We start from the raw sequence: 20,343 nt of genomic DNA on the forward strand, positions 1-20,343 counted from the left end.
ATGGCCTGGTAATACACAGGCGTTACTGGTTCGCACGACCGCTGATCAGGTCATCCACTACACCCGGATCTGCCAGCGTAGACGTATCGCCCAACTGATCATGCTCGTTGGAGGCAATCTTACGCAAAATCCGGCGCATAATCTTGCCAGAGCGGGTCTTGGGCAGTCCAGGCGCCCACTGGATCACATCCGGAGAGGCAATCGGGCCAATCTCCTTGCGCACCCACTGCACCAGTTCCTTCTTCAGTTCGTCTGAGGGCTCCTCGCCGTGAACCAGGGTTACGTAGACATAGATGCCCTGCCCCTTGATCTCATGCGGATAGCCAACGACCGCAGCTTCGGCAACCTTATCATGGGCCACCAGGGCACTTTCAACTTCCGCAGTACCCAGACGATGGCCGGACACATTCAGAACGTCATCCACGCGGCCAGTGATCCAGTAGTAGCCGTCTTCATCACGACGGGCGCCGTCACCGGTGAAGTACATGCCCTTGTAGGTGCTGAAGTAAGTCTGGATAAAGCGTTCATGGTCGCCGTAGATGGTGCGCATCTGGCCTGGCCAGCTGTCCAGGATAACCAGATTACCCTCGGTCTTGCCTTCCAGGATATTGCCGTCGTTATCCACCAGTGCCGGCTGGACACCAAAGAACGGAACGGTGGCGGAGCCCGGCTTAAGGTCAACGGCACCGGGCAGCGGGGAAATCAGGATGCCGCCGGTCTCGGTCTGCCACCAGGTATCGACAATCGGGCACTTGCTGTTACCAATCACGCGGTGGTACCACTCCCAGGCTTCCGGGTTGATTGGCTCGCCCACGGAACCCAGCAGTTTCAGGCTATCGCGTTTGGTGCCGTCCATGCAGGACTCACCCTCCGCCATCAGGGCACGGATCGCGGTCGGAGCGGTATAGAGAATGTTCACCTTATGCTTGTCGACTACCTGGCCCATGCGGGAACTGTCCGGGTAGTTGGGCACACCCTCGAACAGAACCGTGATGGCACCATTGGCCAGCGGGCCATAGAGGATGTAACTATGGCCTGTCACCCAGCCGAAGTCGGCCGTACACCAGTAGACATCGCCCTTGTGATAATCGAACACGTACTCGTGGGTCATGGACGCGTAGACCATGTAACCGCCAGTGGTATGCAGAACGCCCTTCGGCGCACCAGTGGAGCCGGAGGTATACAGCATGAACAGCGGATCCTCGGCGTTCATGGGCTCCGGCGGGCAGTCCGCCGATGCGGACTTCATCAGGTCTTCATAGCGTTCGTCGCGCCCCTCGTTCCAGGGCACTTCGGAGTTACCGGTGCGGGTAACAACAACCACCTTCTCAACGCTGGCGGCGCCTTCGTTCTTCAGGGCCGCATCCACATTCTTCTTCAACGGAATCCTGCGGCCGCCGCGAACACCTTCATCGGACGTGATCACGAAGCGGGATTTCCCGTTAACAATCCGGGCGCCCAGCGCTTCCGGAGAGAAACCGCCGAAGACCACCGAGTGGATCGCCCCGATGCGGGCGCAGGCCAGCATGGCAACTGCCGTTTCCACAATCATCGGCATGTAGATGGTCACAACGTCGCCCTTCTTCACGCCCAGGCCTTTCAGGACGTTGGCAAACCTGCTTGTTTCTTCATGCAGTTCGCGGTAGGTGACATTGCGGGAGTCGGCAGGATCATCACCCTCAAAGATGATGGCTGTCTGGTCGCCACGATTCTCCAGATGGCGGTCCAGGCAGTTGGCGGATGCGTTCAACTGGCCATCTTCAAACCACTTGATGGACAGATTGTTGTAATCGTAGGTCGTGTTTTTCACCTTGGTGTAAGGCTTGATCCACTCAAGGCGTTTGCCGTGTTCACCCCAGAAGGTGTCCGGGTCGTCAACTGACTGACGATACATTTCTTCATACTGTTCCCGGTTCAGAAGGGCCCGCTTGGCCACCTCCGGGCTAACCGGATATACCTGTTTATCTGTCATTGTGCTCCCCCTTTGTCAGAGCCTGTTGTCATTGTCGGTATTGGAATTCTGAGCGCTGGGACCTTTCCGGTCCTCTGTAGACGGATAGCCGTAGTTCAACATGTGTGCCACCAGACAATGAATTAGACTAACGTCCTAATGCGCCTGAACTTTTGGTGAAAACCGACCGCTAACCCACAAAAAAACAGGGGTTATTTGCACCGAACAAGAAACTTCTTAGAATCTTCTTGAAGGATAGCCCCATCGGGGCCAATGGCAAACTGGCGAGGAAAACAGGCAGGGCCAGCCAACGGCCCGGCCCTGGCGACCGGGCCCGGGTTTTTTACGCCGCTTTCTTTCGGGCCTTGGCCGAACGGAGGCTGTAGACCTTACGCTCCTTCAGGGCATACCGGTTGAGCCCGGCAAGGTGGATCTTGCGCAGGTAAACTGCCCAGTCGATCTGGCGGGCATCCACCGGGAACAGCACTTTGTCCAGCTCACCCATGCGCGAGGCCAGGGCCAGCAAGTCATCATTGCGGAAGATGTAATCCGGTGCCGTGTAGAAACCGAAAATCGTTGCCAGGGAACGGGTGGTATCGAGGTTCCGAAGTACTTTCAATTCCCGGTTCTGACCCAACATTTTCAGCACCTTCCCGGCAATGCTCAGGGGAATGCGCACTCCGCCCACGACCGCATCAAAGAGCCTGCGATTCACGGCAATGAACGGCTTGGTCGGCTGCCGATAGAACAGTTGGTCATAGTCCGCGTAGTTTGCCCTGGCTTCCGCCATCAGGTGATCAATGAATTCGCCCAGGGAAACCGGGTTGGAGCAGCCACTGCAGCACTGGTAAATCCGGTGGCGCGGGGACTCACCCATCGCCTCGGCGGCAGCCAGGATGATGGCGTTGGCCACCAGGTCAACCGGAATGACATCAATAACCCCGGAACGCTTGCCGGGGAACAGGGAGACCTTCTCCCGGGCATAGGCAAGGATAATGGCGTCTGCCACCTTTACACCTTCAATCCAGCCAGGCGCGGGCTCCTCAAGAGCGCTTTCTATGATCGACGGGCGCACAATGGTCAACGCCCTCCCCGAAAGGGCTTTCAGCAAAAGCTGCTCACCGAGCCACTTGGTAAAGGTGTAGGTGTCGCTCCAGCCATAGTGATTGGCTTCACGAATACCCAGGTCCACCAGTTTCTTTTCAAGCATCTTTCCGGAATAACGTGACCGGACATCGGCTACCTTGTCTTCCAGCAGCCGGACCAGCTCTTCAATCTCATAATAGCCTTCGGTGCTGCGGGGAATGGATTCACCTGCAGGCTTGATGACGGATTCGGTAATCTGGCCGGCGTTCATTCCATTCACGTAGCAGGTGGACACCTGAAGCACCGCCAGCGACTTGTTCTGCCGCGCCAGCTCGGCAACGTTTTCCAGGCACAGGGTGTTGATCGCCAGGGCCTTGTCCAGCTCTTCACGGAAGTTGACGCTGGCGGCCGAGTTGATCACGGCATCAATGCCGCCGGCCAGCTTGCGGAAGCGATCAGCCGACAAACCGAATAATGGTTCGGTGACTTCGCCGGTAACGCAATGCACTCGATCTTCAATGAAGGATTCAAAGGCCTCCTGGTCCTCCTGGCGAAGACGATCAAATACCGACGATGTGGCAATCTCATCAAGAAAACGCCCCCGGGCATCCGGATGGCGCTTATTACCACGGATCAGCAGGTGAATGCCGCCGATATCGGGAACGGCACGAATCAGCTTTTCCAGAACCACCTTGCCGAGAAAGCCGGTGGTGCCGGTAATCAGCACCTGCTTTCCTCGGAGCCGTTCAAGGACTTTCGATGATGTTCCGGGATTCAACTGCTGTGTTGCCATGGGAGAACTCCTTCTCTATATCAAATTCATCGCCGGTGCATACCTGCCGGCAGGAAAGTTTGCGAATCAGGTACAACAGGCCACTGCATATTGCGGGCCACGACTCAGATTTATGCTCAATACTTGCACAACTTTGGTGACAGATTGGTGACACACAGCAAAGTTACGCTACAAAAAGTGTTAATAAAATGACGGAAAAGGAGGCAGGTTTTCTGCGTGTCAGGAGCGGCCCTGATCATTGTCCGAGAGTGACCGCAGAAGCTGATCCAGGGAAATATCCGCGGGCTGCTCCTTCAGCACGCGTACCAGGCGATCCTGCTCTCCAAAGCTGATGCGATCATAAAAGGGCTCGCGCAGGATTGAAGACGCGGCTTCCGGCTTCCTTGCTCCTTGTGGAGGGGGCGAAATCTGGTCGGCAAGCTCCCGCAGGTGCGTCGCCAGATGGCGCTTGTGTTCCGGATCGAGGTTTTCCCACTGAAAAGATCCCAGTCCAGTCTGGACAATTTCAATCACGTCGCTGTCCAATGTGCTCCCCAGGAGTGCAAAAAGCCGGGTAAATGCTTCATAACGCAGCATCGGATCAACAGGCGCCCGGGCGAACACCGACTCCAACTGGCTCACCGCGCCCAGACACTGCGTTTTAGCATCTGGAGCTTCCTCTTCAGTCGTTTTCCCGGGCGCGGCAACCGGGGCAGGTGTAACTTCCGCCCCCCTGCGAGACACCTTGTGCCAGTACGCCGCGATACCGGCCTTTTTTTCGGGAAGCTGGGACAGCCGCACATTCACCATATCCGCGAGGGTATGGAACTGACGGCAGGATGGGTCTGACACCGGCAGCAATGCAACGGGTTTCTGGTTCAGAACCGACTGACGGAGAGTTTCGTCCCGCCATATTCCGCCCATGTAATGCAGGGAAAACCCCAGATGGCGCTGTGCGGCGGCATCAAGGCGCTGAAACACGGAGCGGGCCTGACTGGCCCCCTGGGCCATGTTGACGAGAATACTCGGGATCCGGTTGTAGCCCCTGCGCCGAAGAACCTTGATCAGGGAGAAGGCGTCTGTCAGGGAAGCCGGATCCGGGGTTACCACCATGCAGGCCAGCTCCGTGGCCGCGATCATATGAAGCCCCGCGGCCTGAAGACCCGCCGCCGTATCGGTAATAACATAGTCGTACCGGTTTTCGAGGTTGTAAAGGGCCCGGAGAACGCGCAGGCTCTCGGCTGGCCCCATGTCCATGCATTCCTGAACCCCGGAGGCCCCGGGAACAATGTGGAGGCCGTAGTCGGTCTCAAGAATGATGTCTTCCAGCCGACATTCCCCGGCCATGACGTTGGCAAGGGTTTTCCGGGGATACAGACCCACCATGATGCTGACATTGGCCAGATCCGTGTCACCGTCCAGAAGCAAGACCCGCCTATCCTGCCTCGCGAGGGTGAGAGCCAGGTTCAGGGCGACCGAAGTTTTGCCCACCCCACCCTTGCCGCCGGTGATGGCGATGGTCCGGGGTTGGTTCGGATTGTGCTTTACAGGTTCTCTGGCAGTCTTCACCGGCAATCTCGGTCCCTGATTTTACGGTTACAGGCTATTTAACCTGTCAAAATTCTACACATATCACGAATCAGATAATATATTGCTTAAAAAAACAGCAACAAGTATTTAATAACGACGGTTTATTGTCTAAGCTCTTACCGGACAAGAGTGATCGCTTCGTCAAGTACCGCTTGTTACGCCGCACGGCAGGTAAGCCCATGCACATTGCGCCTGATTTACAGTTACCGAGCCTTCCGGAAGTGACCTTGCGGGCGCTGGATGCCTGTCATCGGGATGAAAGCTACCGGGCCATCAGCGAGATTGTCTCCGCCGACACCGCCCTCGTCGCCCGCATACTCGCACTTGCCAATTCCGCGCTTTACGGCCCTTCCACACCAATCCGGTCGGTGGACCAGGCATTGCTGAGGCTGGGTACCCGGCGATTCCATACACTCGTACTTACCGCTGCCCTGCGCCAGCTAATCTTTGAACTCGGGGGCGACGAGTGGCAGCAACTCAGGGATTTCTGGCGGCACTCACTGACGACAGCGCTGACCGCTCAGGCGCTTGCCACCCTCACCCGTTACCCGGAGCCGGACGAAGCATTCATGCTGGGCATGCTTCACAACATCGGTGAACTGATCGCTATTAAAACGCCAGCAACCGAAACGAAGCAACACTATCTTGATCATCAATCCGATATTGCCGCCAGGCTTGTCTCTTCCTGGGGCCTGGGGCCGATGGCCGCCGATGCCATGCGGTACCAGCAGGCTCTCCCTTCGGAGCTGCGGGATGCCGGGCATCTGGTGAAGCTGATCAGTCTGGCTACCCGTCTGGCGCTTTCCGATGCCGCCGGCATTGCGGCGGCAGGCACGGTATTCGGGCTGAATGAGGAACTCACCCGTGAGATCAACCGCCGGATCGGACATGAAGTATCCGGAATGGCAGCGTCTCTTGGTATTCCCCTTGATGAGGAATACAACGGCGAAAGCGCGTCCAGGCAACTGAAGCAGACCATTCTGCGCCAGGCCATGGCCAGCCAGGCAATCAATCTTGCCGATGTCACCGGTGAAACCAAGGACATCCTTGCCGAAACGGTCAACAGCCTGACTCTGATTACCGGCCTGCCCGCCCTGTGCTTCGGCCACACCGGGGACAACCTGGTGCTTCTGTCCGGTACAATTGGCGATATCCCGGATCTGGCCGTGACCGCCAAACCAGGCGGCAGCGTACTGACCGAGGCCTTTATTTCCGGACTGCCCGTCAGCCTCGGGGAGCGCTCACCAACGGTGCTGGACAGGCAGTTGCTATCCTTGTTACACACCCCATCTCTGCTGGCTGTGCCGGTCATCAGCGGCGACATCTGTCCGGGAGTCTTTGCCCTGGGCACGGACAACGAACAATTGCCGACAACACTGGAACTGGCAGCCATTTTCACCCGCCAGCTGTCCGCTGCACTGGCAAACCGGCCACTCCCGGACGCAGAGGCCGGGACTGACGGTAAACGGCTGGACCGGGAAATAGCCCGTGACCGGCTACTCAGACAGGTCCATGAGGTCAGCAATCCCCTGACCATCATCCGGCAGTACATTTATCGGCTCAGAGGCCGGCTGGAGGATACCGACGTTCAGCAGGAACTGGACGTGATCCGGGATGAGCTGGACCGCGCCGGAAATCTTTTGCTGCGGATGAGTCACACGGACCCCACGGAACACGATGCCGACGTCGTTGAACTGAATGCGGAGCTGGAAAGCCTCGCCCGGATTCTGGAAGACAGCCTGTTCAGCTCCGAAAACCGTCAACTGACACTGAAACTGTGCAACCAGCCAACGCTGGTTGCCGCCGGCACCGCCCGGATTCGCCAGATCGTGATCAACCTGGTCCGCAATGCAGCCGAGAGTCTTCCGGACGAAGGTGGTATGGTAGAGATCCGCACGTCATGCCCGGTGTGGCAGAATCAGCGCACCTGGGTGGAAATGGAAATCACGGACACAGGCACCGGAATACCCGGCGAGATCAGGGACACCCTGTTTTCACCGGTAAGAACCACAAAAGAAGCGGGCCATAGCGGTTTGGGCCTGAGTATTGTGAAACAGCTTGTAGATGACATGGAGGGCATCATCGCTTGTCGCACGGGGCAGGAAGGCACCACCTTCAGGATTCTGTTTCCCGCGGCCAGCCATAAAAAAAATGAGACCGACTGACGCAGAAACAACGGACACGAACCGATGGCTCCTGAACTCACTGATCAGCCTTTCCGTGACGGGTTAACGGCACGGATACTGGTGGCAGATGACGAACCCCGCCTGCTGGACACCCTGGCATCGCTGCTGCGCAGTCGTGGTTACAAGGTATCAGAGGCCCACGGTGGCAGGCAGGCCTGCGAACTGATCGACCGACAGGGCTTCGACCTGGCGCTGCTGGATCTGCGGATGCCGGAGGTGAACGGGTTTGATGTCATGGCCCACCTTGCCAACGGACAGCCGGAATGCGGCGTGATCGTTATCAGCGGCGAAAGCTCTTTCAGCTCAGTCAGCCGGGCACTCCGGCGGGGCGCCCTGGATTATATCCGCAAGCCCTTTGATCCCGAGGAATTACTGGCAACGGTCGAAAGCGTCATCGGCAAAAAGTCCCTCCTCAAGGCCCACGAACACATCCAGCTCCGACTGGAAAAATCCGAAGCCCTGCACCGGTATATCGTCAACAGCTCCCCGGATATCGTCTTCATGCTCGACCAAAAAGGTCATTTCTGTTTCGTAAACAGCAAGGTGGAGAGCTTGCTGGGGTATCAGCCATCGGAACTCTGTGGGCAGCATTTCCGGCATATCCTCGACGACCGGGATGTTGCCCGGGGAACCATGGCCCTGAAGGGTCCCAATATCACCGCAGACACCCCGAGGACCCTGGAAGTCCGGCTGAAAACCCGTGGCAGCCGCCGGGCAACCCGCCACTTCGAGATCACTGCCTTCGCCATCGACCCGCAGACCTGGCCCCATTCCGGGGCCACCCAGGGCGGTGGCAATGGCAACGGTGCCCGATATTACGGTACCGCCCGGGATGTGACCGAACGGAAAGAAGCTGAGGCGTTCATCAACTTCCAGGCTTACCACGACCTGCTAACCCGCCTGCCAAACCGGGCCCTGTTCAAGGATCGCCTTGAACTGGCGATCACCCATGCCAAACGCGGCGGCCAGAAACTGGCGGTGATGTTCCTTGACCTGGATCGTTTCAAGGTAATCAACGATACCCTGGGGCACGCCATGGGGGATCGTTTGCTGCAGGCAGTGACCCACAGGCTGGAAAAATGCCTGCGCAAGGGTGACACCCTGTCCCGGTTCGGCGGTGATGAATTCACTTTGTTGCTGCCCTCGATCCACAATCACGAAGATGCAAGGCAAATTGCAAAAAAACTGATCGATGCTCTGCGCGCACCTTTCCAACTGGGCGATCATGAAGTGTTCGTTGGCGTAAGCATTGGCATTTCCATCTTCCCGGAGGCCGGCGAAACCATGGACCAACTGATCCAGAACGCCGATATTGCCATGTACCACGTGAAAGCCAAGGGCAAGGACAGCTATCGTTTCTATTCCGAAAGCATGAGCATCGACACGGCCAACCGGCTGAACCTGGAGAGGGATCTGCGCCAGGCGCTGGAGTGTGACGAATTGCGGGTTTTCTACCAGCCCCAGATGTGCTCGACCAGCAACCGGGTCGTTGGGCTTGAGGCACTGGTGCGTTGGCAGCACCCTGAACGGGGACTGCTCTACCCCCGGGATTTCCTGCCGCTGGCAGAGGAAACCAAGCTTATTGGCCAGCTCAGTGAGCGTGTTCTCGACCAGGCCTGCCAGGACGTCGGGCAATGGATTCGCTCAGGACGCCCAGACCTCCGCCTGGCGGTCAACCTGTCACCCATTCAGGTGGAGCACTCCCGGTTTGTGGAAACCCTGATGCAGCAGGTCGAGACTCACAACTTCCCGGCCGGCAACCTGGAGATTGAAATCACCGAAAACGTGATCATGAATGACCTGGAGCAGATCAGCCAGAAACTCCGGGAACTGGCCTCTTTCGGTGTGCGGATTGCGATTGATGACTTCGGCACCGGCTACTCCTCCCTGAACTACCTGCATCGCCTGCCCATCCATACCCTGAAGGTGGACCAGTCCTTCATAAAGGCCATTCGCAGCGGCGACGACGGCGCCTGCATCGTGAATGCCATAGTGGCCATGGCACATGGCCTCAAGCTCGATATTATTGCGGAAGGTGTGGAAACCGACGAACAACTTGAGTACCTCAGAAGTCTCGGTTGCCATCAGGTTCAGGGCTTCTTCTACGGGCCGGCACGACCCGCGACCGAGATTTCAAAAATCCTCGGGATCACCAAGGCCCGGGCAGCCTCGCTCGGATAGGTGATTATTTATTGTCGGACACTCCGATATAAAACCGCGATCTGGTTTGCAAAGTATTGCAGTACGTTACTTTGTGTATCCGGAAATGCGCATTACTGCACATATTTCTCCCACCCTGTTCTCTAAGCTCAAATCCATCAGGCGCTGACCACCGAAATGTCCGACAGTCTGTCGGGTCAAAAACGACAACAACGGTGGCGGCATCCAAGGAACAAGAACAGGCAGCAGTCATCATGCGCGACAAGTACAGGTACATTGGCCCCGTCTACGATTTTCTGAGCAATCTCTACAGCGGCAAGAACATACACCGCTGTAAAACGGCCATGCTGGACGTTGAAACCGTCAAACCCGGAGACAGGATCCTGTTTGCCGGGGTTGGCCATGGCAGGGATGCCATTCGTGCAGCTGAACTGGGCGCGGACGTTACCGTGGTAGACCTGTCGGAAACCATGTTGCGCAAGTTTGGCGAAGCCCAGCAAAAGGAGGCCCCCCACCTGACTATCCGCCGCATCCACAGCGACATCATGAACGTGGACGAGTTCGAGCGGTACGACATGGTGGTGGCCAACTTCTTCCTCAACGTATTTGATGAAGACATGATGGTCCGGGTCCTGGAGCACCTCATTCGTCTTGGCAAGCCAGACGCCAGAGTGGTTGTCGGCGACTTTTGCTACCCCACCGGCAACATCTTCTCCCGGATATTCAAGAAGCTTTACTGGTACATGGCCGTATTCATCTTCTGGCTGTTTGCCAATAACGCATTCCACAGGATCTACAACTACCCCGAGCACATGCAGCGCCTGGGCCTCCAGGTCACCAAGAAGAAGCATTTCAAGCTTTTGAACATGGACTGTTACTGGTCCATTCTCGGACGCAAGCAGGCCTGAACAGCGTCGCTCGGAGTCGCCAACAAAAATAATCGGGGAGCAGCAGCATGTCGGATCAGATACTCGCACTCGACAGAATCGCCACACTGGATAGCGGTTCGTTCACCTTCAGCGAGCGGGTTGGTTATCTGAAGAAGTTCGGAACCCACTCCCAGTCCTTCTCGACTCTGCAGCCGGGCATGCAGTATTTTGATGTGCCGGGCATTGGCTATATCGCCTACATGCGGAAATGGGGCGGGACTTTTGTCCTCTCGGACCCGGTTTGTGCGCCGGACGATTTCGGTCGACTGCTGGAGAGCTTTCATCGCCGCTTCCCGAACGCCAGTTACATTCAGGTATCAAAGCCGGTGGTGGATTTTCTGCATCTGCGCTTTGGCCTCTATGGCACCCAGTTCGGCAGCGAATCCCGCATCGATCTTGCCCGCTGGTCCCTCAGCGGGAAGAAGAAACAGGTGCTCAGAACCGCGCTGAACCAGGCGGAAAAAAACGGCATTACCGTCAAGGAGCGCTTTAGCGACGACCATACCCGGGAGATCTCCGAGGCCTGGATACGCACCCGCAAGTGTAAAAGCAATGAGATCCGCTTCCTGATCCGACCCATGGAAATGGAATACCGGGAGAATGAACGGCACTTCTACGCCTATCAGGATGGCAAGGCAGTCGGCTTTATCTACTTTGATCCGATTTACCGCAACAACGAGATCATCAGCTATGTGCCCAATATTTCCCGGGCCAATGCCGATTTTCGCCAGGGCATTTTCTACACCCTGATGGCCCATGCCATCGACGCTTTCAAGACCGAGGGCGTGCCCTATCTGGATCTGGGGCTGATTCCCCTGTCGCTCGATCCGGCGACCGAACATCAAGAGAGCCGCCTGCTCAAACGCCTGCTGCACGGACTCTATGAGAAAGGCAACTTCCTCTACAATTTCAAAGGGCTGGAGTTCACCAAGTCACGCTTTCGGGGAGACAACTTCAAGACCTACTGTTGCCATAAACGGTCGATTCCAGCGCTGGAGTTTCTCGCCATGTTCAAGCTGACCCGGCTTCTATAGCCACCGGGCGCTGGTCGGGCCAGCCTTCGCACACCTGCCGGGGCGGCAGGCCCAGCCCGGACATGAAACCGGCGATTCCTTCCGGGGGCGGGCCGGAAAACAGGGCGGCAGTGACCGGCAAGTGTGCCGGCTGAGCAATGGCTCTCTCGGCGACGGCAAGCTGGCCTGTCTGTTCCAGCAGCCAGGCGACCCGCCGAGCAATCGCCTCTCCCGAATCCACCCAGAACCGAACCGCCGGCAGGCTCCGCTTCAGGCTCTCCAGTAACAGGGGATAATGGGTACAGCCCAACACCACCGTGTCCACCTCTGCTTCACGAAATGCCTCCATGGCATCTGCCAGCTCGCGGGCCGGTACCACACCGCCGGCAACCAGCTCTTCCGCCCAGCGCACCAGGCCGGGATGCCCGATACGCTCCACCCGGCAATCACCGGCAAATTCCTCGATCAGCCTGTCCAGATAGGGTCTGCGAACTGTGGCCGGCGTTGCAAGGAGCCCGATACGCCGGTTCCGGGTTTTCGCCGCCGCGGGCTTGATCGCTGGCACCACCCCCACAACCGGCACCGATATTCTCCCACGCAGATGGGGCAATACCACAGTACTGGCCGTGTTACAGGCCACCACGATGACATCGGCGGGATATTGCTCAAGGGCTCGGGCAATCAGGGTGCAGCAGCGTTCAATCACGACCGGTTCCGACTTGTCACCGTAAGGAAATCCGGCGTTGTCCGCCAGATAAATCAGGTCCGCGCCCGGCAGGTACCGGTGAATGCAGGCAGCAACACTCAGGCCGCCGACGCCGGAATCGAATACCAGAACCCTGGGAGACGCCTGCTCGTTCAAACCGGAATACCTCCCCGGGAAATTTCCTTCTCCATAGCCCGGATCAGACGGCCTGAAATCGTGGTTTCCGGCGGCACCGGCGGTGTGTCACCCGGTAAAAACCAGCCAGCATCGGCGAGTTCGTCTTCCTGCAACACCAGCTCGCCTCCGGCATAATCCGCAAAAAACCCAACCATCAGCTGGTGCGGGAAAGGCCAAGGCTGCGATGCGTGGTACCGGATATTGGTCACATCCAGGCCGGTCTCCTCTTTCACCTCCCGGCAAACAGCCCCTTCCAGACTTTCCCCCGGCTCAACAAATCCGGCAATCAGGCTGTAGAAGTGGCGCTTGACCCGTGACGACCTGGCCAGCAACAGTCGGTCATCCCGACGGATAACAACGATAACGCAGGGGGCGAGCCTCGGGTACCAGGAAATCCCGCAGGCGGCACACCATCTGGCACGCTCCCGGGGATGAAAACCGGTTTCCTCACCGCAGCGCCCGCAGTACTGGTGGTCGCGCCACCACTGCCAGACCTGGAAACCGGTACTCAGCATATCCGCGGGGGCATCGTTCATCATCAGCAGGGCCTCCCTCAGGGGAATGATCTGCTGTTCTCCAACCGCGCTTTCCGGTAACTCAGTGACGAATACATCGCAACCGTCGAAGGTTCCCATAGAGACGGCACCGGGCAGGATATCCCCGAACAGCGCGCTGTCCCGGGGATGCAGCCAGCCGTTATCGGGCTTCACCACGCCTGACCCCGCAAGCGCCAGAATCAGGTCGTTCTGCTCCGGCGGCCTGTTTGTCCAGCCGGGTTTCCACTGAGTCATCAAGACCACCGTTTGATGTGCTGCCTGAGTGATTATAAGACCAAGCTGAAATGTACCACATTGCCTTGCTGGCCAAGAATGCAACCTCGGCTTTCCGCCCTATACTCAACCAAGTAAACTTGGCACCTGTCTTTTCAACGGAGTTGCACTTTATGCGTCTTTACCAGGGCATTCGCAGCCTGATCCTGACCCTTTTTCGCAAGATGCTGTTTATCTGGGTCCGGACAGATGTCAGCGGCAACAGCGTTGACGCCCTCGCCCTGGACCCGGACAAGCCGGTATGCTACGTGTTGCAGTACAGCTCCCTTTCCGGTCGACTGGTCCTGGAGCAGGAAGTTATCCGGGCAGGATTACCCGGAGCGGCGGAAGCTCTGCCGGTTAAAAACGGACCGTCGCATTCTTTCTTCTTTCTGTATCACCGGATTGGTGGTTTTTTCCGGGGGCGCCAGGCGCCGGCGCCTACCAGCGAGTTCCAGGCTCTGGTTCACTACGGCCTCGAACACCCGGATCAGGATGTCCAGATCGTTCCGGTTTCCCTGTTCTGGGGCCGCTCCCCGGACAAGGAGAAATCCCTGGTAAAGCTGTTGCTGTCTGACACCTGGTCCATTGCCGGCAGGCTGCAGAAGCTTCTGATCATTATGGTTCACGGCCGCAACACCTACGTTCAGTTCAATCAGCCCCTCTCGCTCAAGCAGGTTATTGATGAATACCGGCATAACGAAGGGCGCGCCAACCGGAAACTGGCCCGGATACTCAGAACCCACTTCCGCCGGGTACGCCAGGCCGTGCTGGGACCGGACCTGTCACACCGCCGCACCCTTGTTGCAGGCCTGGTGCGGACCCCGTCAGTAAAAGAAGCGATCCGGGAAACGGCCGCCAGAGACGACATCCCCCCGGAGAAAGTTCGCACCAGGGCCTACAAGTACGCGGATGAAATTGCCGCCAGCATGTCCATCGTCACCATTCGCTTCCTGGAAGTGGTGTTGTCATGGCTGTGGAACCGGATCTACAAAGGCATTGCTATCAACAACATCCGGGTGGTGAAAGACGTCGCCCAGGACAATGCTGTGGTTTACGTACCCTGCCATCGCTCCCACATCGACTACCTGCTGTTGTCCTACGTGCTCTACAAAAACGGCCTGATGCCGCCGCACATTGCTGCAGGGGTCAACCTCAATATGCCTGTCGTGGGCCCCATTCTGCGTCGGGGCGGCGCCTTTTTCATGCGCCGCAGCTTCAAGGACAACCCGCTGTACGCTACCGTGTTCAACGAATACATGCATGTCATGTTTTCCCGGGGTTACTCGGTGGAGTATTTTGTCGAGGGTGGCCGAAGCCGCACAGGCCGGATGATGCAACCCCGTCCCGGAATGCTGGCGATGACCGTACGCAGTTTCCTTCGGGATCACCGCAAGCCCATCGTGTTCGTCCCCGTCTACATTGGCTACGAAAAGGTTATGGAGGGCCGCTCGTATCTGGGCGAACTTCGTGGCAAGAAAAAAGAAAAAGAAAGTGTCTTCGCGTTGGCCAGAACGGCGCGTAAACTCAGCCATTCCTTCGGTCGCGTGGCGGTCAACTTCGGTGAGGCCATTCACCTTTCCGAAGTTCTGGATGATGTCCATGACAGTTGGCGCGAGGAAGCCTACGACGCCGGGTACCGCCCGGCCTGGCTCAACACTGCCGTATCCGAACTCGCATTCCGGGTAGCCTCCAGCATCAATGCCTCTGTCGCGGTTAATCCGATTGGCATGGCCGCAACGGTTTTGCTCGGGGCCGAGCGCCTTGCGATGGACGAAGGCCAGTTAATCAGGCTGATGGATCAATACGCCGCCCTGCTGAAAGCCTTTCCCTATGCCGCGACGGTCACCCTGCCCGAAGGCAGCGGTAAAGACTGGGTGGCCTACTGCGAGGGCATGGGACTGATTAGCCGCCAGCCCCAGAAGCTGGGCGACATCATCGCCCTGGAAGGCAGCAATGCCATTCTGATGACCTATTACCGCAACAATATCCAGCACCTGTTCGCACTGCCTTCACTGATTGCCAGCCTCTTTGAGAACATGGATTCCCTTAGACGAGAAAAGATCGTGTTCCTGGCCAGCGTGGCCTACCCCTATCTGCAATCCGAGCTGTTTCTGAAGTTCCGGTCGGATGAGACTGAAACCGTCATCAATCAATGGATCGATGTTCTGATCGCCCAGGGTTTGCTAAAGCCTCTGGACGGCGAACGGATCGGCCGGCCAGACGAAGGCACCGAGGCCATGCTGAGGTTGCGGGTGCTGTCACGTTTTATCATCCAGACCGTCGAGCGCTACCACATCACGCTCGGCATCCTCCGGAAATACGGGTCGGGCAAGATCGGTGCGACAGAACTGGAAGAGCAGAGCGCGCTGCTGGCCGAACGCATGTCGATCCTGTTCGGCCTGAATGCACCGGAGTTCTTCGACAAGAGCCTGTTCCGGAACTTCATAGCCAACATGCAGAAGAACGGCGTGATCACTACCGATGATAACGGCTTGCTGTGTTATGGCGAGGGGCTAGATGAGGTGGCAGAGGACGCACGGCTGGTGCTGAGCGTTGAGAAGCGGCAGGCGATTCAGCAGGTCACGATGATGGGAGCCTGAGGGGCGCGCCACAGGCTAACCAGCGGCTTTTTTTCAGGCTAAGGGCTCACTGGGCAGGCAGGGCCTTGATGGAATAGACATCGTAGCGACTGCTTTTGCCCTCTATCCGTGTGGTTGGATCCGGCCCGGCAATCGCCGGCGCCTTCCGCGGCCGCTTGACCACCACCCGGTGACGGGCGCACTCAAGGGCTCCCGTGAGCAGGCGTGCGCAATCGTCATCGTCGCCGACCACCGTCCGGAATATCTGCATTTCCTTTTTAACCAGGGCCGACTTATCCCGGTGCGGAAACATCGGGTCCAGATAGATTACATCCGCAGCCTCACCGCCGGCCCGTTCAAGCCAGTCGATACTGCTGCCTTCCATCAACTGCATGCGTTCGACGATCATCGCACAATCCACGTTCAGGGCGGCGCGGGCCAGACCATCCGCCAGGAGCGCATGGATAACCGGATTGCGCTCAAACAACGTTACCCGGCACCCAAGGCTGGCGAGGATAAACGCATCCTGGCCAAGTCCTGCCGTGGCATCAACAACATGCAGACGGGCGCGGGTTTTCTGCAGGCCGACAGCCCTGGCGACCAACTGACCGGCCCCACCACCATGCTCACGCCGGTAGCCCATCTTGCCGGTAACGAATTCCGCGCGCACCGGCCCGGGCGCTCCCTTGCCGGTAACTTGCAGGCCCAGGCCCTGCTCATCAAGGAACAACAGAACCGGGAGGCCGCGAACATTCCTTGGCAGCACCACCCCCAGATTCTCCAGCAACAGAGACTCGGCCAGGGACTCAGCCTGAACCCTGTCCCCCAGGGGACTTCGGGCAATGGCAATGGTTTGTTGCCAGTCGGCGGGCATTACAGAAGAAAAAGAAGGATCAGACATCAGACCAGAATATCGATTCCGGCCAGGCTGCCGCCGGTGCCGGCGTCCTGGCCGGCGGCCGCAACGGAAGCAAACGTGGACAGCGCCCGGGCGGCGGGCAAGGAGACTTCACCCGCCCGGAAACGCTCAAGACGGATGTCTTCGGAGGCGCGTCTGGCCTCGACCCGACGCTCAAGACTTTCGGTGGGGGTTCGCTCACTGGCCACACCCTGGCGGCTATCGGCAAGAGCACGGCGAGCAGAATCGCCCGTTTTCTCTGGCGCCGAAGCGGGAGCGCGTGCGACATCACTGCGCTCGCGGACCTGGCTGTTGCTGCCCGCCTGAGAAGCGAAAGTGTTGCCCGGATTAATGCCACCAATCATGTTCAGATACCACTGGTCCGCTGACAGGAAAACCTGAACTGGAAGTATGGAAGATTCCCGACCGGAAGAAAAGGCGGCTGTTCAGTATTCACTCAGGCCTGGATGATCGAACTGACTAGCGACCGGGCAGCTTCTTCCAGGCCACTTCGTCCCGGATATACACCGGTTGGGCCTGTTCCGCCGGAACCGCCTTACCCTGCCGATATCTGATAACGGCCAACCGTGCAACCCAGGAGGCACGAAGCACCAGTGCCTCATCGACCGTTTCTGCCTGTCCGGTTATTGCCGAGGGCATCCCGGAGCGATACTGCCAGCCCGGGCCAACGCCGTACCAGTGATCGAGCCCGGATGGGAGAGCAACCTTTGAAGGGGGACAAACCTGCTCCTCGCCCAGCAAAACCGGAAGGCCAGAACGACATTCGAAACAGCCCCAGTAGACCTCCCCCATGCGGGCATCAAAAGCCACTGCGATACCACTGTACTCGGGAATATTGAGGGTTTTGATCGCGCCAAGGGCAACGGCTTCAAGAGAAGAAACCGGTACCACCGGAATATCCAGCCCCCATGCCAGCCCCTGTACCACCCCGGTTGCAATTCGCAGGCCGGTAAAGGAACCGGGGCCACAGGCAAACGCCAGGGCATCCAGATCCGCGGGCACCAGGCCCGACGCCAAAAGGAGCTCCCGCACCATCGGCATCAAAAGACGGGTATGGCCGCGCGGGGCAAGTTCAAAACGTTCTGAGATCTCGCCATCAACAAGAAGGGCTGCGGAGCAGCCCTCTGATGACGTATCCAGTGCCAGCAGTTTCACGGGCGTGAAAACCTCAGGTCAGGATGCCGTGGATTTACGTGAGTTCAGACAGGATCTGGTCGCGAATGCTGTCCAGGCTGCCAACACCTTCCACCCGAACATATTTCGGTGCCGAAGCAGGCTCTTTTGACGCCCAGTCCAGATAGTAGCCTATCAGCGGTGCAGTCTGGTCGTGGTAGATTTTCAGACGTCTGCGAACCGTTTCTTCCTTGTCGTCCTCACGCTGAACCAGTGGCTCACCGGTTTCATTGTCCTTGCCTTCCACCTTGGGTGGATCATATTTTACGTGGTAAATCCGGCCACTGCCTTCGTGAACCCGGCGGCCGGACAGACGGCTGACGATTTCTTCGTCGTCGACGGCAATCTCGACCACATAATCAATGGCAATCCCCTGATCTTTCAGGGCCTCCGCTTGGGGAATGGTGCGTGGAAAACCGTCCAGCAGGAAACCGTTCCTGCAATCCGGCTGCTGGATGCGCTCTTCAATCAGCGCGATGATGATGTCGTCAGACACCAGGCCGCCAGTCGCCATGACTTCCTTCACCTGCTTACCCAGCCCCGACTCGGCCTTAACCGCCGCCCGCAGCATGTCACCGGTGGAGATCTGGGGAATATCAAACCGCTCGGTTATGAACTGGGCCTGAGTTCCCTTACCTGCGCCCGGCGCGCCTAACATGATGATTCGCATAACGCTGTGCTCCCGTTTTAGTCATTATCGTTTGAAAAGCTGTGGCAAAAACCTCTGCCTTTGCGAAAGCCTCTCCCATCCGGAACAGGTGGTCAGCCGGAATCGGCGAGGGCGCATTATACGAAGTCAACCACGTCAGAGAAAGTCGACCTCCGTATCATGCACCGGAAGTGCGCCTTTCCCAACGGACAACGCCAGGGTGTCAGGATGACAGGGAGCTGGCCAGGGCGTCCAGATCCGGAGCCACCCGATCCATTTCCGCCGTAAGTTCATCCAGCACATTTGGCTGCAGCCCCAGCCCCTCCAACAGCGCTGGCACGTCGTCAAGATTGAATTCATCACCAATCCCACGCTCCTTGAGCAAGGCATTCGACAGCTGCACCATCAACACGTAATTTTCATGCTCTCCGTGATAGCCGGGCTGCTGATGGATGCCAGCTGCCTTGATGACGGGGTCCGGCAGTTGCCACAGGCGATGGAGAATCCCGCCAATGGCACCATGGCCCACGGCAAGAATTTCCTGCCCGTCCCCCTGGCCGAATACCTGCTGCTCAAGGGACTGCATACTGGTTTCAGGGTTGATTTCACGGAGCTCATTCAGCTCGTCAAATTCGGCGGGAAACAGGTGCCCAACCAGCAACAGACCGAAGTTATGAAGCAGTCCGCACAGATAGGCGAGGCCTTTCTCGCCACCGCACCTTGGCGCAATGCTCTGGCACAGGAACGCGCAATACAGCGAGTGGCGCCAGAAATTATCCATGCCCAGCATTCCCTGGCGGGGTACCTCAAATGCGCGGACAGACGCGATACCGAGCGCAATGTGGGCGACACGATCAAAACCGAGCACCCGGGTTACCGCTTCCTGGACCGAATTGATCTGGCCGGGGTAATTGAACAGTGCAGATCGGGCGTAACGCATGACCTGGGCCGTCAGACTCGGATCAAACTCGATCAGCTCAGCCAGCTCCCGAGCGGTGGCGTCGGTATTTGCGGTCAGCCGGAGAATGCGCAGCGCAAGGGCCGGCATCGGTGGCAGGCGGTAAAGTTTCTGGAGTTTGTCGGCTACTTCCTCCAGGGTCAGCGCCTCACGATTACCGTTGCCCGGCCCGCGGATAACCAGATGGCCCTCCCTGGCGCCAGCGAGGGCGAGCATGAGGGACCGACCATCCATCTCCACCAGCGAGTGACCGGTGCCGCTGGAGAAAAACACCCGCCTGGCCCTGGCGACATCGTCATCCACCACCACCGGAAGCTCATAAGCCTGGCCAATGGGTGGTGTGAACCCCGGGTCGCAGTCCCCGAACAGGCGCAGGGTCTGGCGGGCAGTCAGGGGCTGCAATCGGCGACCGGTCAACTGGTAGACCGCATCCGGGTCAAGAGTGCTGTCAAACTTGTGGACAGCCATCACCACACCGCCGATATCAACCAGCAGTGTTGCCTGGATAAAATCGGCCTGGGGGAGTCCCGAGGCAATAACCGCTGAATCCAGGCTGGTTACCTGATCCATCGGCAACTCCTGAAAATCAATACCCTTGCGGGCCAGAAAACGCGCCAATCGTGCAGCCAATGCCACAACCTACTCCTGTTATCCAGCGTCGGTGGCCGGGCTACCCGGCCTCT

Annotated in this window: 15 protein-coding genes; 5 read left to right on the forward strand and 10 right to left on the reverse strand. The window is 58.2% G+C overall.

Annotated elements, in window-relative coordinates:
* Nucleotides 1–22: 22 nt before the first annotated feature.
* The 3 genes from acs to QPL96_RS03435 all read right to left on the reverse strand — a co-directional run bounded on the left by acs (nt 23) and on the right by QPL96_RS03435 (nt 5,378).
* Nucleotides 23–1,972 (reverse strand): acetate--CoA ligase, encoded by a 1,950-nt coding sequence (acs, locus tag QPL96_RS03425; protein ID WP_303285575.1) that lies wholly within the window; start codon nt 1,970–1,972, stop codon nt 23–25.
* Nucleotides 1,973–2,294: 322 nt separating this feature from the next.
* Nucleotides 2,295–3,830: a fatty acyl-CoA reductase gene (locus QPL96_RS03430; protein WP_303285576.1), complete on the reverse strand. Its 1,536-nt coding sequence runs from the start codon at nt 3,828–3,830 to the stop codon at nt 2,295–2,297.
* Nucleotides 3,831–4,049: 219 nt separating this feature from the next.
* Nucleotides 4,050–5,378, reverse strand: a complete 1,329-nt coding sequence (locus QPL96_RS03435) for an AAA family ATPase (protein ID WP_303285577.1) — start codon at nt 5,376–5,378, stop codon at nt 4,050–4,052.
* A gap of 200 nt (nt 5,379–5,578) precedes the next feature.
* Here QPL96_RS03435 and QPL96_RS03440 point away from each other — a divergent pair, with 200 nt between their 5' ends.
* The 4 genes from QPL96_RS03440 (at nt 5,579) to QPL96_RS03455 (ending at nt 11,708) form a co-directional block, all read left to right on the forward strand.
* Nucleotides 5,579–7,564 carry an HDOD domain-containing protein gene (locus tag QPL96_RS03440; protein ID WP_303285681.1) on the forward strand — a complete coding sequence of 662 codons (1,986 nt, stop codon included), beginning with the start codon at nt 5,579–5,581 and terminating at the stop codon, nt 7,562–7,564.
* 24 nt (nt 7,565–7,588) lie between these two features.
* Nucleotides 7,589–9,766, forward strand: coding sequence for a bifunctional diguanylate cyclase/phosphodiesterase (locus QPL96_RS03445; RefSeq protein WP_303285579.1), 2,178 nt, complete (start codon nt 7,589–7,591; stop codon nt 9,764–9,766).
* Nucleotides 9,767–9,999: 233 nt separating this feature from the next.
* Nucleotides 10,000–10,653, forward strand: coding sequence for a class I SAM-dependent methyltransferase (locus QPL96_RS03450; RefSeq protein ID WP_303285580.1), 654 nt, complete (start codon nt 10,000–10,002; stop codon nt 10,651–10,653).
* 47 nt (nt 10,654–10,700) lie between these two features.
* A complete protein-coding gene (locus QPL96_RS03455) occupies nt 10,701–11,708 on the forward strand; it encodes a DUF2156 domain-containing protein (RefSeq protein WP_303285581.1) in 1,008 nt (335 codons plus the stop codon).
* Here the strand turns inward: QPL96_RS03455 and murI are convergent.
* Nucleotides 11,686–12,549 carry a glutamate racemase gene (gene murI, locus QPL96_RS03460; protein ID WP_303285582.1) on the reverse strand — a complete coding sequence of 288 codons (864 nt, stop codon included), beginning with the start codon at nt 12,547–12,549 and terminating at the stop codon, nt 11,686–11,688. The two genes, QPL96_RS03455 and murI, sit on opposite strands and share 23 nt — an antisense overlap.
* Nucleotides 12,546–13,361 carry an NAD(+) diphosphatase gene (gene nudC, locus QPL96_RS03465; RefSeq protein ID WP_303285584.1) on the reverse strand — a complete coding sequence of 272 codons (816 nt, stop codon included), beginning with the start codon at nt 13,359–13,361 and terminating at the stop codon, nt 12,546–12,548. Before nudC ends, murI begins: the two co-directional genes overlap by 4 nt.
* Nucleotides 13,362–13,513: 152 nt before the next feature.
* Between nudC and plsB the strand changes: the two genes are divergently transcribed.
* Nucleotides 13,514–15,982, forward strand: a complete 2,469-nt coding sequence (gene plsB / locus QPL96_RS03470) for a glycerol-3-phosphate 1-O-acyltransferase PlsB (protein WP_303285586.1) — start codon at nt 13,514–13,516, stop codon at nt 15,980–15,982.
* 46 nt (nt 15,983–16,028) lie between these two features.
* Here plsB and QPL96_RS03475 read toward each other — a convergent pair whose 3' ends face one another.
* The 5 genes from QPL96_RS03475 to QPL96_RS03495 all read right to left on the reverse strand — a co-directional run bounded on the left by QPL96_RS03475 (nt 16,029) and on the right by QPL96_RS03495 (nt 20,296).
* Nucleotides 16,029–16,862 carry a class I SAM-dependent methyltransferase gene (locus QPL96_RS03475; RefSeq protein ID WP_303285587.1) on the reverse strand — a complete coding sequence of 278 codons (834 nt, stop codon included), beginning with the start codon at nt 16,860–16,862 and terminating at the stop codon, nt 16,029–16,031.
* The gene (locus QPL96_RS03480; protein ID WP_303285588.1) at nt 16,862–17,224 is read right to left on the reverse strand and encodes a UDP pyrophosphate phosphatase; all 363 of its coding nucleotides are present in this window, start codon (nt 17,222–17,224) and stop codon (nt 16,862–16,864) included. Before QPL96_RS03480 ends, QPL96_RS03475 begins: the two co-directional genes overlap by 1 nt.
* A gap of 115 nt (nt 17,225–17,339) precedes the next feature.
* The gene (gene tsaB / locus QPL96_RS03485; RefSeq protein ID WP_303285589.1) at nt 17,340–18,035 is read right to left on the reverse strand and encodes a tRNA (adenosine(37)-N6)-threonylcarbamoyltransferase complex dimerization subunit type 1 TsaB; all 696 of its coding nucleotides are present in this window, start codon (nt 18,033–18,035) and stop codon (nt 17,340–17,342) included.
* Nucleotides 18,036–18,069: 34 nt separating this feature from the next.
* The gene (gene adk, locus QPL96_RS03490; protein ID WP_303285591.1) at nt 18,070–18,723 is read right to left on the reverse strand and encodes an adenylate kinase; all 654 of its coding nucleotides are present in this window, start codon (nt 18,721–18,723) and stop codon (nt 18,070–18,072) included.
* Nucleotides 18,724–18,925: 202 nt separating this feature from the next.
* A complete protein-coding gene (locus QPL96_RS03495) occupies nt 18,926–20,296 on the reverse strand; it encodes an HDOD domain-containing protein (protein ID WP_303285593.1) in 1,371 nt (456 codons plus the stop codon).
* Between the last annotated feature and the right edge of the window lie 47 nt (nt 20,297–20,343).

Origin of the sequence: Marinobacter sp. SS8-8, assembly GCF_030540945.1 — a bacterium.
GTDB lineage: Bacteria > Pseudomonadota > Gammaproteobacteria > Pseudomonadales > Oleiphilaceae > Marinobacter.

What these genes read in the sequence shown, in the direction of transcription:
- acs (WP_303285575.1), bottom strand. Translation starts at nt 1,972, where the DNA reads ATGACAGATAAACAGGTATATCCGGTTAGCCCGGAGGTGGCCAAGCGG.
- QPL96_RS03430 (WP_303285576.1), bottom strand. Translation starts at nt 3,830, where the DNA reads ATGGCAACACAGCAGTTGAATCCCGGAACATCATCGAAAGTCCTTGAA.
- QPL96_RS03440 (WP_303285681.1), top strand. Translation starts at nt 5,579, where the DNA reads ATGCACATTGCGCCTGATTTACAGTTACCGAGCCTTCCGGAAGTGACC.
- QPL96_RS03445 (WP_303285579.1), top strand. Translation starts at nt 7,589, where the DNA reads ATGGCTCCTGAACTCACTGATCAGCCTTTCCGTGACGGGTTAACGGCA.
- QPL96_RS03450 (WP_303285580.1), top strand. Translation starts at nt 10,000, where the DNA reads ATGCGCGACAAGTACAGGTACATTGGCCCCGTCTACGATTTTCTGAGC.
- QPL96_RS03455 (WP_303285581.1), top strand. Translation starts at nt 10,701, where the DNA reads ATGTCGGATCAGATACTCGCACTCGACAGAATCGCCACACTGGATAGC.
- nudC (WP_303285584.1), bottom strand. Translation starts at nt 13,361, where the DNA reads ATGACTCAGTGGAAACCCGGCTGGACAAACAGGCCGCCGGAGCAGAAC.
- plsB (WP_303285586.1), top strand. Translation starts at nt 13,514, where the DNA reads ATGCGTCTTTACCAGGGCATTCGCAGCCTGATCCTGACCCTTTTTCGC.
- QPL96_RS03475 (WP_303285587.1), bottom strand. Translation starts at nt 16,862, where the DNA reads ATGTCTGATCCTTCTTTTTCTTCTGTAATGCCCGCCGACTGGCAACAA.
- QPL96_RS03480 (WP_303285588.1), bottom strand. Translation starts at nt 17,224, where the DNA reads ATGATTGGTGGCATTAATCCGGGCAACACTTTCGCTTCTCAGGCGGGC.
- adk (WP_303285591.1), bottom strand. Translation starts at nt 18,723, where the DNA reads ATGCGAATCATCATGTTAGGCGCGCCGGGCGCAGGTAAGGGAACTCAG.